Origin of the sequence: Rhizobium sp. TRM95796, assembly GCF_025779995.1 — a bacterium.
Classification (GTDB): Bacteria; Pseudomonadota; Alphaproteobacteria; order Rhizobiales; family Rhizobiaceae; genus Rhizobium_E.
The window spans coordinates 412,343-427,349 of sequence record NZ_JAOXHE010000001.1 but is presented as its reverse complement, the minus strand read 5'-3'; the positions used below and the strand labels follow the sequence as shown (position 1 = coordinate 427,349).

At 62.5% G+C, this 15,007-nt stretch carries 12 protein-coding genes; 7 read left to right on the top strand and 5 right to left on the bottom strand.

Going from position 1 to position 15,007, the window contains the following annotated elements; translation table 11 throughout:
- Nucleotides 1–5 precede the first annotated feature (5 nt).
- The 3 genes from OCK01_RS02095 to OCK01_RS02085 all read left to right on the top strand — a co-directional run bounded on the left by OCK01_RS02095 (nucleotide 6) and on the right by OCK01_RS02085 (nucleotide 4,172).
- The gene (locus tag OCK01_RS02095; RefSeq protein WP_263822480.1) at nucleotides 6–1,139 is read left to right on the top strand and encodes a Gfo/Idh/MocA family protein; all 1,134 of its coding nucleotides are present in this window, start codon (nucleotides 6–8) and stop codon (nucleotides 1,137–1,139) included.
- A gap of 162 nt (nucleotides 1,140–1,301) precedes the next feature.
- Entirely contained in the window at nucleotides 1,302–2,354 is a 1,053-nt protein-coding gene (gene mgrA / locus OCK01_RS02090) for an L-glyceraldehyde 3-phosphate reductase (protein ID WP_263822479.1), read from the top strand.
- A 204-nt stretch (nucleotides 2,355–2,558) separates the two neighbouring features.
- Nucleotides 2,559–4,172 (top strand): glycoside hydrolase family 43 protein, encoded by a 1,614-nt coding sequence (locus tag OCK01_RS02085; protein WP_263822478.1) that lies wholly within the window; start codon nucleotides 2,559–2,561, stop codon nucleotides 4,170–4,172.
- 57 nt (nucleotides 4,173–4,229) lie between these two features.
- Here the strand turns inward: OCK01_RS02085 and OCK01_RS02080 are convergent, their stop codons facing one another.
- From OCK01_RS02080 to OCK01_RS02060, 5 genes are all read right to left on the bottom strand, one after another.
- Complete coding sequence (locus OCK01_RS02080; RefSeq protein WP_263822477.1) at nucleotides 4,230–4,469, bottom strand: hypothetical protein; 240 nt, start codon at nucleotides 4,467–4,469, stop codon at nucleotides 4,230–4,232.
- Nucleotides 4,470–4,668: 199 nt separating this feature from the next.
- A complete protein-coding gene (locus tag OCK01_RS02075) occupies nucleotides 4,669–6,558 on the bottom strand; it encodes a hypothetical protein (protein ID WP_263822476.1) in 1,890 nt (629 codons plus the stop codon).
- A gap of 61 nt (nucleotides 6,559–6,619) precedes the next feature.
- On the bottom strand, nucleotides 6,620–6,814 hold the full coding sequence (locus OCK01_RS02070; RefSeq protein ID WP_182829196.1) for a hypothetical protein: 195 nt from the start codon (nucleotides 6,812–6,814) through the stop codon (nucleotides 6,620–6,622).
- Nucleotides 6,811–8,031, bottom strand: coding sequence for a GTP-binding protein (locus tag OCK01_RS02065; RefSeq protein ID WP_263822475.1), 1,221 nt, complete (start codon nucleotides 8,029–8,031; stop codon nucleotides 6,811–6,813). Before OCK01_RS02065 ends, OCK01_RS02070 begins: the two co-directional genes overlap by 4 nt.
- A 71-nt stretch (nucleotides 8,032–8,102) precedes the next feature.
- Nucleotides 8,103–9,164: a zinc ABC transporter substrate-binding protein gene (locus OCK01_RS02060; RefSeq protein WP_263822474.1), complete on the bottom strand. Its 1,062-nt coding sequence runs from the start codon at nucleotides 9,162–9,164 to the stop codon at nucleotides 8,103–8,105.
- A 115-nt stretch (nucleotides 9,165–9,279) separates the two neighbouring features.
- Here OCK01_RS02060 and OCK01_RS02055 point away from each other — a divergent pair, with 115 nt between their 5' ends.
- The 4 genes from OCK01_RS02055 (at nucleotide 9,280) to OCK01_RS02040 (ending at nucleotide 15,007) form a co-directional block, all read left to right on the top strand.
- Nucleotides 9,280–10,200 (top strand): metal ABC transporter ATP-binding protein, encoded by a 921-nt coding sequence (locus OCK01_RS02055; RefSeq protein WP_263822473.1) that lies wholly within the window; start codon nucleotides 9,280–9,282, stop codon nucleotides 10,198–10,200.
- A complete protein-coding gene (locus tag OCK01_RS02050) occupies nucleotides 10,193–11,005 on the top strand; it encodes an iron chelate uptake ABC transporter family permease subunit (protein WP_263822472.1) in 813 nt (270 codons plus the stop codon). The genes OCK01_RS02055 and OCK01_RS02050 overlap by 8 nt, the downstream gene beginning before the upstream one ends.
- A complete protein-coding gene (locus OCK01_RS02045) occupies nucleotides 11,005–11,406 on the top strand; it encodes a Fur family transcriptional regulator (RefSeq protein WP_409526965.1) in 402 nt (133 codons plus the stop codon). The genes OCK01_RS02050 and OCK01_RS02045 overlap by 1 nt, the downstream gene beginning before the upstream one ends.
- Nucleotides 11,407–11,977: 571 nt before the next feature.
- Nucleotides 11,978–15,007, top strand: a complete 3,030-nt coding sequence (locus tag OCK01_RS02040) for an EAL domain-containing protein (RefSeq protein ID WP_263822471.1) — start codon at nucleotides 11,978–11,980, stop codon at nucleotides 15,005–15,007.

The following is a 15,007-nucleotide window of genomic DNA, read 5'->3' as shown; positions in this document are numbered from 1 at the left end:
AAACCATGACCAAGGAATATGGCGTTGGCGTCATCGGCTGCGGAAACATTTCCGAAGCCTATTTCCGCCTGATCCCGATGTTCAACAATCTCAAGGTCGTCGCCTGCGCCGACCTGCATATGGCCGCAGCCCAGGCCAAGGCCGAGCAGTTCGGCGTCCTGGCCCAGGATGTCGACGCGCTGCTCGCCAATCCCGATGTGGATGTGGTTGTCAACCTGACCATTCCGGAAGCGCATTATCCGGTGTCGAAGAAGGCGCTCGAAGCCGGTAAGCATGTCTATTCGGAAAAGCCCTTCGTGCTCACAATCGAGCAGGGCGAGGATCTTCGCCGCATCGCCGATGAAAAGGGCCTGCGCGTCGGCTCGGCGCCGGACACCTATCTCGGCGGCTCCCACCAGTTCGCCCGCAATCTGATCGACAGCGGCAAGCTCGGCAAGATCATGTCCGGCACCTGCCATGTGCTCGGGCCGGGCATGGAAATGTGGCATCCGAACCCGGACTTCTTCTTCCAGCCGGGCGGCGGCCCCATCCTCGACATGGGCCCCTATTACGTCAACAATCTCGTCAACCTGATCGGCCCGGTGAAGCGCGTCGTGGCGCTCGCCAACAAGGCCAAGGAAGAGCGCACCATCACCAACGGTCCGCGCAATGGCGAGAATGTGCCGGTGATCGTCGCCACCAATATTCATGCCGTGCTGGAATTCGCTTCCGGCGCGCAAGTTGCGTTGATGGCGAGCTGGGACGTCTGGGCGCATCGCCACCAGAATATGGAGCTCTATGGTACCGACGGCGCGATCTTCGTGCCCGACCCCAACTTCTTCGGCGGCAAGGTCGAAGTGGCGGGCACCGACCGCGAGCCGAAGGACGTGGAGGTCTGGGACCACCCGATGACCGCCAAGAACTACGAATTCGCCTGGGGAACGCAGGCCAATTACCGCGGCGTCGGCCTGTCGGACATGATGGCGAGCATCGCGACCGGCGGCGACTATCGCTGCTCGCTCGACCGTTCTCTGCACACGATCGACGTGCTCACTTCGATCCTCAAAAGCGCGGAAGAGGGCAAGGCGGTCGATATCCGCACCACCTGCACCCAGCCGGCCGCCTTCGGCATCGACGAAGCAAAAGCGCTTCTGCGCTGAGGCGTGCGCCTTTCGTCTCCCCGGTCCGCCGGGGAGACCTCCACGCCGAGCGTTCGAAACGCTGCTTTTGAGGTACGTGAGGCAAACTCGCCAATTGCCGCTTGCCTCTGCAAAGCCATGAAGGGCATAGTCCCGCCGCACAAGAAGAATGGAGGATTCCCCATGGCATGGCGCCCCGCAGACAATCGCTATGAAAAGATGAAATACAACCGCGTCGGCAAGAGCGGCCTGAAGCTGCCGGCGATTTCGCTCGGCCTGTGGCACAATTTCGGCCACGACGCCAAGCATCAGACCAAGCTGGAGATCTGCCGCACGGCCTTCGATCTCGGCATCACCCATTTCGATCTCGCCAACAATTACGGCCCGCCTCCGGGCAGCGCCGAGGAAGCCTTCGGCGAGATCCTGCGCACCGATTTCGCCGGCTATCGCGACGAGCTGATCATTTCCTCCAAGGCCGGCTATCTGATGTGGCCCGGTCCCTATGGCGAATGGGGCAGCCGCAAATATGTCATCGCCTCCTGCGACCAGAGCCTGAAGCGGATGGGCCTCGACTATGTCGACATCTTCTATTCGCACCGCTTCGATCCGGAGACGCCGCTCGAGGAAACCTGTGGCGCGCTCGATCATATCGTTCGCTCGGGCCGGGCGCTCTATGTCGGCATTTCCTCCTACAACACCAAGCGCACCCGCGAGGCGCACAAGATCCTTCAGGATCTCGGCACGCCCTGCATCATCCATCAGCCCAGCTATTCGATGATCAACCGCTGGATCGAGGAAGACGGTCTGGTCGACGCTTGGGAAGAGTTGGGCATGGGCTCGATCGTGTTCTCGCCGCTGGCGCAGGGCATGCTGACGTCCAAATATCTGAACGGCATTCCGGAAGGCGCGCGCGCCAGCCTCGACAAGTCGCTCAATCCCGACTTCCTCAACGAGAAGAATGTCGAGAACATCCGCGCGCTTAACCGCATCGCCGAAAAGCGCGGCCAGACGCTGGCGCAGATGGCGATCGCCTGGGTGCTGCGCGGCGGCAGGGTGACCTCGGCGCTGATCGGCGCGTCGCGCGCGAGCCAGGTGGAGGATTGCGTCAAGGCGATCGACAATCTCGATTTCACCGCGGAAGAACTCGCCGAGATCGACGTCTACGCCAAGGAGGCCGACATCAACATCTGGGCGGCCTCCGCCGAGCGCAATGGGCCGGCGCGGAAGAAGAAGTAAGAGAGGTTTGAGGCCGGCCGGTTGCAGCCCCTCATCCGGCTGCCGCCACCTTCTCCCCGCGCCTGCGGGGAGAAGGGCGATGGAGCGCCGTCCTTGCCACATCCTCCTTCTCCCCGCATGCGCGGGGAGAAGGTCCCGGCAGGGGGATGAGGGGCGTCCCTCCGGCGGATGATATTACCGAGAATTTTCGAGGAGGAGACCATCATGATCCGCAACCCCATCCTGCCGGGCTTCAATCCGGATCCCTCCATCGTCCGGGTCGGCGAGGATTACTACATCGCCACATCCACCTTCGAATGGTATCCCGGCGTGCAGATCCACCATTCGCGCGATCTCGCCAATTGGGAGCTCGTCTGTCGGCCGCTGAACCGCAAGAGCCAGCTCGACATGCGCGGCAATCCCGACAGCTGCGGCGTCTGGGCGCCTTGCCTCTCTTACGCCGACGGGCTGTTCTGGCTCGTCTACACCGATGTGAAGCGCTTCGACGGCTCGTTCAAGGATGCCCATAACTATATCGTCACCGCGCCGTCGATCGAGGGGCCGTGGTCCGATCCCGTCTATGTCAATTCCTCGGGCTTCGATCCCTCGCTGTTTCATGATGACGATGGGCGGAAGTGGTTTCTGCAGATGCTGTGGAACCATCGGCCCGAAGCGCACAACACGATCGGAGGCAACAGTCATTTCGACGGCATTCTCTGCCAGGAATATGACGCCGCTGCGGGCAAGCTGATCGGGCCGACCTACAACATCTTTGGCGGCACCGATCTCGGCCTCGTCGAGGGCGCGCATATCTTCAAGAAGAACGGCTTTTACTACATCACCGCCGCCGAGGGCGGCACGGGCTATGAGCACGCCATCGCATTCGCCCGCGCCGAACAGGTGCTGGGCCCTTATGAATTGCATCCCGACCAATATCTGCTGACCTCGAAGGATGCGCCCGACGCGCCCCTTCAGCGCGCCGGTCACGGCCAATATGTCGAGACGCCAGAGGGTGAGCCCTATGTGGTTCATCTGACCGGACGGCCGCTGCCGCCGCTGCGGCGCTGCACACTGGGCCGCGAGACGGCGATCCAGAAATGCGTCTGGGACGAGGATGGCTGGCTTAGGCTCGCCCATGGCGGCCTCGCGCCGGCTGTCGAGGTCGAGGCGCCCGGGGGCGCCACGCAGCGGCCCGAGCCGGAGCGCGTCGAGGCGGAATTCGACAGCGTCGATCTTCCCAGGGACTTCCAGTGGCTGCGGACGCCGGAGCCGGACATGCTGTTTTCGCTCACCGCCCGCGCCAGCCATCTCCGTCTTTATGGCCGGGAGAGCATCGGCTCCTGGTTCGAATTTTCACTGGTGGCGCGCCGGCAGGAGCATCATCGCTTCCGCGCCGAGACGATCATCGAGTTCGATCCGCAAACATATCAGCAGGTCGCGGGCCTAACCCATTACTACAACCGCTACAAGTTCCATGCGCTGGCGGTGACCTGGCATGAGACGCTCGGGCGCTGCATCACCATCCAGTCCTGCCCGGGCGACTATCCCGGCGGACGGCTCACTTTCCCGGTGGGCTCCGGCGAGGCGTTGCCGGCAGGCCGCATCCACCTAGCCGCCGACGTGCGCGACAATGCCCTGCAATTTTTCTGGAAAGCGGAGGACGAAAGCGTCTGGAGGGCGATCGGCCCGGTTCTCGACGCTGGCGTGGTGTCCGACGAGGGCGGCGCCGGCGAACACGGCTCCTTCACCGGCGCTTTCGTCGGCATGTTCGCCTATGACATCACCGGCGGCGCCATGGCGGCGGATTTCGACCGTTTCAGCTATCAGCGCCAGTCGTAAGGGCAAATAAAAACCCGGCCGCGCGAGCAGCCGGGTTCTTCGTGGTATCGAAATCGATCAGTTCGCGACGCGAATGCCGGCGCGAACTTCCTGGATCGCGATGCTGATCAGGCTGCGCGCCTTGGCTTTGTGGCCACCCTTGTTGTCGGTCGCCTTTGCGAGAAACGCGTCAGCCGTAATGAGATGGTCCAATGCGCTTCTCATATTCGGTTGAGCGGCGATGGCGGTAACGCTGGCGCCGGTTGCGATACCGATGGCCATGGAGATGGCGACGATCGTCGGAGTCTTGAATTTCATGGAAGTTCCTTTCCCTATAAAATGCCCCTTTGCCACAGCAGCATTCGCAACACGAGGCGCGAGCCGCTGCGTGACGTCGAGAAGTCGATGTGTACGCGAGAACAAAGTCCGAGACCGAATCCAGTCGCGGAACTGAGGCGACGTTACGGTTGGCGCGGGCGCTTCGTCAACCCGGATAGCCTATGAGTTTCCCGACGTTTCAAAATAGATCGAGATGGATGGGATCGAGGTTTTGCCGCGCCCGTTCCGCCGCCAGCGCATAGGCTTTTTCGAGACCGGCGCAGAAGCGCTCCGCATTGAACAGCGGCGCCGTTTTGCGGCTCGACGCCAGGTGTCGACGCACAGCGGAGAGATGGTCGGGTGACCTGGCGAGGCGCACGGCCTGGGCCACGAAGGCCACGCTGTCGGCGGCCACGAAATCCGGCAGTCCGACAGCGTTCAAAAGACTTTCGGAGACGCGAGAAGCGAAGTTCGAGCCCTTTTTGGTCAGGGTCGGGACCCCGGCCCAGAGCATGTCGGACGTTGTCGTATGGCCGTTATAGGGAAACGTGTCGAGATGCAGGTCGGCAGCGGCGGCGCGGGCGAGATGGGCTTCGTAATCGGCGGTCGCGGCGAAGATCAACCGGTCGCGCGCGACGCCTTCCTTCTCCATTCGCGCAGCGAAATTCTCGCGCATCAGCGGAGCTTCGAGGAGCGTCCAGAGACGGCTTTCGGGCGTGTCGCGCAGGATCTCGGCCCAGAGTTTCAGCGTCTCGAGCGTGATCTTGCGGTTGGCGTTGAAGCTCGCGAACAGGAAGCGGTCATCAGGCAGGCCCAGCGTCGCTCGGTCGATCCGCGCGGGAAGGGGGCGTGTTCGCGCGTCGTTCGGCTGATAACTGTCGGGCAGGCGTATGAACTTCTCGTGGTAATGCGGTCTTGCGCTGTCCGGCAATACGAAACGGTCGCCGATGACATAATCCAGGTCGATCATCTGGGTGGAGCCGGGATAGCCAAGCCAGGCGACGTGAACCGGCGCGATCGGATGATTGAGCACATGGCTGCGCGAGCCGCCGGTGTGCCCCTTGAGATCGACGAGAATGTCGACGCCGTCGTCGCGCATGCGCTGGGCGATCTCGCCGTCGCTGAGAGCGCCGACGCTGACGATCTGGCCCCATTGGGAGCGGCCGCCGTCGTCGCGGCGGATCAGCTCCTCGGGTGTGTAGCAATAGAGCGTCACGTCGAAACGGCTGCGGTCGTGGCGCTCCAGCACCTCGCGCATCAACCGCATCGTGGCGTGCGTGCTGCTGAAATCGTTGGAGAAATAGCCGATGCGCAGGCGCGCGCCCCAACTGTGCGCCATGGCGCGACGGGCAGCGGTGCGGTCGGCGGAACAGCCGGGCCCGAGGGTCGGGCGATTGGCGGCCAGCCGGTTCAGTCTCTCGTCGGCGCAATGCAGAAGATTGGCGTAGGGCGTCTCGCCGTCATGAGCAGCGGCGTCGCCGAGGCGCGTTCGTCGCTCTTGCATCCGGCGCTCCTGCGCCTCGATCGTGTCGTAGTCGCAGAACTCGCGCGCCACCGCCATCAGCTTGGCCTGGGCGATGTCGTCGTCGGGCCTGAGCGCCGCCAGTTTCTTGAACAAGGGCAGCGTGAAGGGATTGCGGATTTCACCGGCGATCAGTTCGGCGGCGAGATTGAGGTGGTCCGGATTGTCGCTGGCCGTCAACCGGTTCTTGAACAGGCCGAGCAGTTCGCGCTCGCCGCGGGCGTGAAATTCACGCGCGAGCAGATAAATGATGTCCGGATCGCCGTCATGGATTTTTTGCGCCTTGATCGCCGCCGCCAGCGCCTGGTCGGGGTCCCCGGCCAGGTCATGGGCGAAAGCGGCTTTCTTCCAGTATGGGAAGGCGTTTGCGCCCGCGGCGTTTGCGGCCATTTCGAAGGCGCCGGCGGCGTCGCGGGTCATGGCGGCGGCGCTTAGGGCGTCGCCGAACAGGCCGATCATGTCCGCGCCGGCGTCGCCTTGCGAGAGCGCATCGTTGATCAGGCGGAACGCCGTGTCGAGGTCGCCCGCGTCCAACGCGGCGCGGGCGGGTGTAAGCCGGTCTTGCATAATCGGGGCGCTCCCTACGAATCGAGAGATTATGCAGGATCGTGGCTGGCGCGGAGGTCGCTCAGACCATGCGCTTCAAGGTCTGGATGACTATTTCTCCGCGATCCCTGAACATCAAGGCTCCCGCTTCGCCCGGCGGAACGACTGAAGCACCCTGCCAATCGGGCTCATGGGGCCGTAATGTGGGTTTGATGATCTTGCCGTCGCCATCGACCTCGAAGCAGTGATAGCGGCGGCGGGGTCTCTCCTCGCTCATGCCGCCTTCGCGCTCCAGTCCGGGAAGGGATCGGCGAGATCGCGCCAGCGCTCCGGGCGGAAGTCGGATTCGGGAACAAGGCAGGCGTCGAGTTCGGCGCGGATGGCCGCTTCGTTCATCGGATCGGCGCCGATGAACACCATCTCCTGCCGACGGTCGCCCCAGACCGGATCGAAGCGGTCATAGATCGCCGAGCGGCTGGCCTGATCGGTCGGCCAGCGCTCCTGCGGCACGGCCGCCCACCACAGGCCGATCTTCTGTGTCCGGACGATCGCGCCGGCATGGCTGAGTTCGCCGACATAATGCGGCCGCGTCGCCAGCCAGAAGAAACCCTTGGCGCGCACCACGCCCGGCCAGGAGCGGTCGATGAAAGCCTTGAACTTGGCGGGATCGAAGGGCCGGAGCGCCCGATAGACGAAGGAGCGTACGCTGTACTCCTCGGTTTCCGGCGTGTGCTCGGCATAGCCGTAGAGTTCCTTGTACCAGAGCGGATGGGTATGGGCCTTGTCGAAATCGAAGCGGCCCGAGCCGAGGATCTCGGTGGGATCGACGCGGGCGAAATCGGTTTCGATGATGCGGGCGTCGGGATTGAGCGCGGCGACGATCTTGCGCGCCGCGTCGAGATCGGCGGGGTTGGCGTCGGAGACCTTGTTGATGATCACCACGTCGGCGAATTCTATCTGCTCGACCAGCAGGTCCACCAACAAGCGCGCATCGCCTTCGCCGGCGGTCTCGCCGCGATCGGCGAGAAAGTCGTCGGAGGCGTAGTCCTTCAAGAGCGAGGCGGCGTCGACAACCGTCGCCATCGTGTCGAGACGGGCGAGATCGGACAGGCTGAAGCCCGCCTCGTCGCGAAATTCGAAGGTGGCGGCGACCGGCAACGGCTCCGAAATGCCGGAGCTCTCGATCAACAGATAGTCGAAGCGCTTTTCGCGGGCGAGGCGGCTGACTTCGTTGAGCAGATCGTCGCGCAGCGTGCAACAGATGCAGCCATTGGTCATTTCGACCAATTGCTCATCGGTGCGGGAGAGATCGGCGCCGCCTTCGCGAATGAGTTCGGCGTCGATATTGACCTCGCTCATGTCGTTGACGATGACCGCGACCTTCAGCCCCTGGCGATTGTTGAGCACGTGGTTCATCAGGGTCGTCTTGCCGGCGCCGAGGAAGCCTGAGAGGACGGTGACCGGGAGACGCTGATCTGCGAGTTGATTTCTCATAATGTTATACCATTACATGTGATTGTCTGGAAAAGGCGGGCGCACCGGCCCGCCTCGGTTGTCCGGCCTCGTCACCTGGCGGCGAGGCAATCCTTGAGGGAGCGGGCGATGCCGAGCATGAGATCGCCATAGAGCGCTTCGCCCTTCTCATAGGAACCACCCTCGGGATCGAGAACGCCGCTCTTGGCGTCGGCGCCTTCCAGGACGACCCGCACCAGCTTCGGTTCGAATTGCGGCTCTGCAAAGACGCAGGTGGAGCCGAGTTCCACCACTTTCGCCCGGATCTGTTTCAGACGCGCCGCGCCCGGCATCGTCTCGGGGGAAACCGTGATCGATCCAGCGACTTTCACGCCGAATTCCTTTTCGAAATACTGGTAGGCGTCATGGAACACGATGAAAGGTTTATCCTTGACGGGAGCGACCTCCGCCTTGATTTCAGCCGAAAGCGCATCGAGGCTGGCGTTGAGATCGGCGAGGTTCTTCTCATAGGTCTGGGTGTGTTCGGGATCGGCCAGGACGAGAGTCTTGGTCATGGCCGCCGCCATCAGCTTGGCGTTGCCGGTGTTGAGCCAGAGATGCAGGTCGACTTCTTCGCCATGATCGTGCTTATGGGTTTCGGCGGCATGGTCATGGCCTTCATGCGTTTCCCCGGCATGATCGTGGTCATGGCCGGCTTCCGGCTTTTCGTCGGCGTCATGGTGATGGTCGCCGTCTTCATGACCGGCTTTGTCGTGTTCATGACCTTCCTCGCCATGGTCATGGGCCTCGAAAGCGCCGCCTTCGCGGGTGTGCAGCTTCAACAAGCCTTCGATCTGGTCGAGTTCGAGGATGCGCGCCTTGCCGCCGATCGCCTCCAGCGGTTTCTCCATGAACTTCTCCATGTCGTGGCCGACCCAGAAGATCACATCCGCTTCCTGCAGCCGGGATGCGTCGGAAGGCTTCATCTGGTAGGTATGCGGAGAGGCGACGCCATCCACGAGCAATTCCGGTTCGCCGACGCCCTTCATCAGCGAGGCGGCCAGCGAGTGAATGGGTTTGATCGTCACGACCACTTTCGGCGCGGCCTGGGCGGCCAAGGCGGAAAACGCCAGAAGCGAAACGGAAGCGAAGGCGGTGGCGAGCGTGAAACGCATGGGAGATCCTTTTTATGCGTTACGGCTGGATAATTGCCGTAATGTTATTACATAAATTGCGTTACGCTATAACGTATGACATAACCGCTGCCAAGTCCCGACTCTGGAAAATTCTATGCTCGACAGAAATCCGCAACCTGATCAATTGGTTGGTCTCGATGGCGCCGGCGTTTCCCGCAATGGCCGCTGGCTGGTGCGCGGCGTCAGCTTTGCGGTGCGCAAAAGCGAGATCGTTACGCTGATCGGGCCCAATGGTTCTGGAAAGTCCACCTCGGCGCGCATGGCGTTGGGGCTGATCAAGCCTGACGAGGGCAAGGTGTCGCAACGTCATGGTCTCAGGATCGGCTATGTGCCGCAGAAGATGAGCATCGATCGCACCATGCCGCTGACCGTCGAGCGGCTGATGACGCTGACGGGTCCATTGCCTCGCCGTGATGTCGCCGATGCGCTCGCCGAGACCGGCGTTTCGCATCTCGCCAAGGCCGAGGTGCAGCATCTCTCGGGCGGCGAATTCCAGCGCGCGCTTCTCGCCCGCGCCATCGCCCGCCGACCCGATCTTCTCGTGCTCGACGAACCGGTGCAGGGCGTCGACTTCTCGGGCGAAATCGCGCTCTACGAATTGATCGGCGAGATCCGCGACCGTATCGGCTGCGGCGTGCTGCTGATCTCGCATGATCTTCATGTGGTGATGGCGGCGACCGACACTGTGATCTGCCTCAATGGCCATATCTGCTGCACCGGAACGCCGCAGACTGTGTCGCAAAGTCCTGAATATCAGCGGCTGTTCGGCCTGCGGGGCGCCGGGGCGCTGGCCATCTACGCCCACCATCACGACCACACCCATCTGCCGGATGGCCGGGTGCTGCATGCCGACGGCTCGGTGACCGACCATTGCCATCCTGACGACGGCCATCACCACGATCATGACGACGAGGTCGATCATGACCATGAACATGGCCCTGATTGCGGCTGCGCCCATGAGCGCAACCGGCTGGTTATGCCCAAGGCCATGACTTCGGGAGGCCGCGATGCTTGACGACTTCTTCATTCGAGCGCTGATCGGCGGCACAGGGCTGGCTTTGACCACAGGTCCCCTCGGCTGCTTCATCGTCTGGCGGCGCATGGCCTATTTCGGCGACACGATGGCGCATTCGGCGCTTCTCGGCGTGGCGTTGTCGCTGCTGTTCAATCTCAACATCATGATCGCGGTCTTCGTGGTCGCTGCGGCGGTGTCGTTGCTGCTGCTGCTGTTGCAGAAAGTGCAGTCGCTGTCGGCGGATTCGCTGCTCGGCATTCTCTCGCACGCCTCGCTGTCGGTCGGGCTGGTCATCCTCGCCTTCATGTCCTGGGTGCGCGTCGATCTCATCAGCTTCCTGTTCGGCGATATTCTGGCCATCGGCGAGGGCGATATCGACCTGATCTGGGGCGGCGGCATTCTGGTGCTGCTGACGCTGGTCTATCTCTGGCGGCCGCTGGTCGCCTCCACCGTCTCGGAGGATCTGGCCGAGGCCGAGGGGTTGCAGCCGAAAAAGGCGCGGCTGATCTTCATGCTCCTGTTGGCGGTGGTGATCGCCATCGCCATGAAGATCGTGGGCATTCTGCTGATCACCTCGCTTCTCATCATTCCAGCCGCCGCCGCCCGTCGCTTTTCGACCTCGCCGGAGATCATGGCGGCCTTGTCGGCGCTGATCGGCGTCGTCGCCGTATGGGGCGGACTTTATGGATCACTGCAATTCGACACGCCGTCGGGGCCGTCTATCGTGGTGGCGGCGCTGGCGCTGTTCGTCGTCAGCCTGCTTCCGCTCGGACGCAGCCGGCTGGCCGAGGAAGGTAGAACATGATGAAACCGGAACAGACCCTCACCAAGAACCAGGCGCTGGTGCTCGGGGCGTTGAACGGCGCGGCCGCGCCGCTGAGCGCCTACGACATTCTCGACCGGCTGCGCGGCGACGGCTTTCGCGCGCCGCTGCAGGTGTATCGCGCGCTCGAAAAGCTCGTCGAGCAGCGTCTGGTGCATCGTCTGGAAAGTCTCAACGCCTTCGTCGCCTGTGCGCATCCGCATGATCATCACGATCATCATCACGGCGTCATCGCTTTCGCGATCTGCGAGACCTGCGGGCAGGTGAGCGAATTTCACGACCACACGATCGAGGGCCAGCTCAAGCAATGGCAGGCGGCCACCCAGTTCAAGGCCGAAAAGACCACGATCGAAATTCGCGGCGCCTGCAAGAACTGCGTTTGATTGCGTCGAGACCCAGTCAGCCCTATCCGCCCGAGGTCGCCATAGAGCCCGTCTGCGGGGTGACATTGCCGCTCGACGTCTGCCAGGCGCCGTCGGGTCGGGCCCGCCATCTGACGAGGTCGACGCTCGTCAGTATGCGGCTGCGCCGGTTTCCCGGCGAGGCATACACCGTTTCCGGTGGGGAGTGAGGCGGCAGGACGTGTCGATTCTGTCACCAAGCCGCTGCTGGCGCCGATAGCGGTCGCGGCGGCCATGTGTCCGTCGTCCGTGTCCATTCCGGCAGCGAAAGACGAGGCGACGAATGTCCCAAGATAGAACATTAACACAAATTCAATCTTCAGGCACCGAGTCGAGGTCGTGATGCAGCCTGAACGAGCCACGGATTTTAACCATCGATCTCTTTATTCATACGGCGGTTTTGCGATCGCGCCGGATGAGGATGGGAAGATTAGCGCACTCTACGATAGATTTGACTTACTCGAAATCGCGTGAAAGTTTTCTCTCCGCTTAATTCATTTTCAAGTAGTGGCGCATAGGATGCCGCTACGTGAGAGATGAGGATGCGCGGTTGATGAAACGCTCTTTTGGGAAGAGGTTTCTGAATATTTCACTGGAGTCGAACATACGCTTTCGCAAGAAGGTGCTGTTCGGCGTCGGCCTGAGTGTGATCGCCTCGCTCGCCGGCGGCGTCAACGCCGTCTACAACATCAACAAGGTCGAGGACGCGGTGAAGTTCTCGTCAGCCGCAGCGTCTCCCTTGCTGATCGGCGTGATTTCTCTTTCCGAGAGCTATCAGAAGCTTCAAAGCGTGTTCGACCCGGTGATGAAGAACTGCGCGGGGCTGGAAGGCGCCGAGCGCTATCTCAAGCAGTCCTCGGAAAACCAGACTCGCAAGCTGAAATTCCTGACCGCCATGGCGGAGCAGGCCGACGCTGCGCAGGAATTGCGGCGCTACGAATTTTCGGGCTCGAAGATCTTCAAGACGCGCAGCGCGCTGCTCGACGTCTGTCATCGCGTCACCTCCGCCAAGGCGCGGGTCGCCGTCGGTGAGAATACGTTGCGAAGCGTCGTCAACCTGATCGAGGTCGAAGTCTCGAGCGAGATCATGGAGATCGAAAAGGCGGCGGTGCAAAAGGCGGAGGCCGGTCTGAGCTATGACGACGCGGTTCGCAATCCCGCCTTCGGCCCAATCCAGACGTCGCCTGCGTCCCGCAGGACCCCCGGCGCCCTGCGCAACTTCTACAAGCTCAAGATCCTGGCGATCGAACTGGACGGCTTGAACACGAAATTCGCGAATGCGCCGCGGCTCTACGATCTTCAACGGCTTCGTAAGGCCTATTGGGGTCGGCTGGAAGCGATCGGACGCATCCTGGCCGAGGCGAAAGTTCATTTCGATCGCGTTCAGAGAGCTGATGAATATGTCCGCCTGCAGGCGCTGGTCGACGAGGCCAAGAGGATCTCGCACACAGCCCCACAGTCCATCTTCAACGCGCAAACCAGCGTGGTGCAGAACGAAACCGCCAAACAGGCGCTGGTCTCTCGTCTCGAACGAGAGCAGGGGCAATATTCGGTGGCGCTGCTCAACATCATGGACGTCGCGCAACGCATCAACCGCAATGCGCAACTGCGCACCGAACGGCAGTCGATTTCCGCGTCCTGGGAAATCGCCATCAGCGTTTTCCTGAGCGCGACCCTGCTGTTGTTGACCGGCATGTATTTCCGCAGGGCCGTCACCGAACCGCTCGAAGCGTTGACGGCGGACGTCAGCGAACTCGCGAAAAATGAGAATTTCGACGACGATCCGATCGATCCGGCGCTTCTGGCGCGCGCCGACGAAATCGGCGATCTCGCGAAACAGTTTTCCTCCACCTTCCAGGCGCTGGGCAAGGCGCGCAGCCAGTTGCAGGAGGCGAGCCGGCAGGAATTGTCGATCCAGCGAGACCGTCTCTACGGCGCGGTCGAAAACATGCCTCAGGCGCTGTTCATGCTCGATCGCGATGGCAAGATCATCGTCGCCAACCGCCGCCTCTACCAGTTCTATCTGAAAGACGAGGAAATCGATCTCGTCGGCATGCCAGTCGGCGATTTCATCGCGATCTGCCGTCGCAACGGCGTCGGCATCAAGCGAACTCTGTCCGACGACGTGTTCGGCGAGGAGGAGACTCGCGGCGAGGGCTATCAGCATTCCCAACGCATGGTCGAGCTCGAGGACGGGCGCATCATGACAATGACGGTGACGCGACTGCCCGACGGCGGCCATGTGGTCACGCATGAAGACATTACCGAAAAGCAGGCGGCGCAGCAGAAAATCACCCATATGGCGCTGCATGACGCGCTGACCAATCTCGCCAATCGCACGCTGTTTCGCAGCCATGTCATGGCGCAGAAACTCGACGCCCCCGATGCTCGGGATGCGGCGCTGCTCTATCTCGACCTCGATCGCTTCAAGATCGTCAACGACACGCTGGGGCACCCGGTGGGCGACGTCCTCCTCGTCCAGGTGGCGGAGAGATTGCGCGGCGCTCTCGGCGGCGGCTGTTTCGCCGCCCGGCTCGGCGGCGACGAGTTCGCCATTCTGCAGACCGGGGTGGCCCAGCCCGAGGGTGCGCTCGCCTTGGCCGAACGGATCATCGGCGTCATCAATGCGCCCTTCGACATCGAAGGTCATCACATCGTCATCGGAACATCGGTCGGCATCGCGCTCGCGCCTCGCGACGGCGTGGATGCCGATGAGCTCGCGAAAAACGCCGATCTCGCGCTCTATTGCGCAAAGCAGGAGGGCCGAGGCAAGCATCGCTTCTTCGAGCCCGACATGGACCGCAGGATGCGCGACTGGCGCGAGATGGAGCATGATCTGCGCGAGGCGATCAACGCCCGCCAGTTCGAACTGCATTATCAGCCTCTGGTGATGCTGCAGGGAGAAAAGGTCGTCGGCTTCGAGGCGCTAGCGCGCTGGAAACATCCTCGCCGCGGCTTCGTGTCTCCGGCCGAGTTCATTCCGGTCGCCGAGGAGACAGGCATGATCTGCGAACTCGGAGCCTGGATCCTGGAGGCGGCGTGCGAGATGGCGACGCGCTGGCCCGACGACGTGGTGGTGGCCGTCAACATTTCCCCACTGCAGTTCGACGCCGGCGACCTGCCGGCCGTGGTCGCCGCAGCGCTCGGCCGCGCCGGCCTGGCGCCCAGCCGGCTGATGCTCGAAATCACCGAAGGCGTGTTCCTCAACGACACCGACAGCACCATGGCGGTGCTCAACGAACTCAAGGCGCTGGGCGTCGCCTTCGCCATGGACGATTTCGGCACCGGTTACTCGTCGCTCAGCTATATCCGCAAGTTTCCGTTCCAGAAGATCAAGATCGACCAGAGCTTCGTGCGCGGCATGGACGCCGATCCGGAATCGATCGCCATCATCCGGGCCGTCACCAATCTGTGCCGCGATCTCGGCATGATGACGACGGCCGAGGGCGTCGAGACGGCCGAACAGGCGGCGATGCTGCGCTCGATCGGCTGCGAGATGGCGCAGGGTTATTTCTTCGGCCGGCCGACGCCGGGCGAAGCGACCTTCGGTCTCGTGGAGCCGGACAAACGCAAGATCGCCTGA

What these genes read in the sequence shown, in the direction of transcription:
- OCK01_RS02065 (WP_263822475.1), bottom strand. Translation starts at nt 8,031, where the DNA reads ATGAGAAATCAACTCGCAGATCAGCGTCTCCCGGTCACCGTCCTCTCA.
- OCK01_RS02080 (WP_263822477.1), bottom strand. Translation starts at nt 4,469, where the DNA reads ATGAAATTCAAGACTCCGACGATCGTCGCCATCTCCATGGCCATCGGT.
- OCK01_RS02095 (WP_263822480.1), top strand. Translation starts at nt 6, where the DNA reads ATGACCAAGGAATATGGCGTTGGCGTCATCGGCTGCGGAAACATTTCC.
- mgrA (WP_263822479.1), top strand. Translation starts at nt 1,302, where the DNA reads ATGGCATGGCGCCCCGCAGACAATCGCTATGAAAAGATGAAATACAAC.
- OCK01_RS02050 (WP_263822472.1), top strand. Translation starts at nt 10,193, where the DNA reads ATGCTTGACGACTTCTTCATTCGAGCGCTGATCGGCGGCACAGGGCTG.
- OCK01_RS02055 (WP_263822473.1), top strand. Translation starts at nt 9,280, where the DNA reads ATGCTCGACAGAAATCCGCAACCTGATCAATTGGTTGGTCTCGATGGC.
- OCK01_RS02040 (WP_263822471.1), top strand. Translation starts at nt 11,978, where the DNA reads ATGAAACGCTCTTTTGGGAAGAGGTTTCTGAATATTTCACTGGAGTCG.
- OCK01_RS02075 (WP_263822476.1), bottom strand. Translation starts at nt 6,558, where the DNA reads ATGCAAGACCGGCTTACACCCGCCCGCGCCGCGTTGGACGCGGGCGAC.
- OCK01_RS02070 (WP_182829196.1), bottom strand. Translation starts at nt 6,814, where the DNA reads ATGAGCGAGGAGAGACCCCGCCGCCGCTATCACTGCTTCGAGGTCGAT.
- OCK01_RS02085 (WP_263822478.1), top strand. Translation starts at nt 2,559, where the DNA reads ATGATCCGCAACCCCATCCTGCCGGGCTTCAATCCGGATCCCTCCATC.
- OCK01_RS02045 (WP_409526965.1), top strand. Translation starts at nt 11,005, where the DNA reads ATGAAACCGGAACAGACCCTCACCAAGAACCAGGCGCTGGTGCTCGGG.
- OCK01_RS02060 (WP_263822474.1), bottom strand. Translation starts at nt 9,164, where the DNA reads ATGCGTTTCACGCTCGCCACCGCCTTCGCTTCCGTTTCGCTTCTGGCG.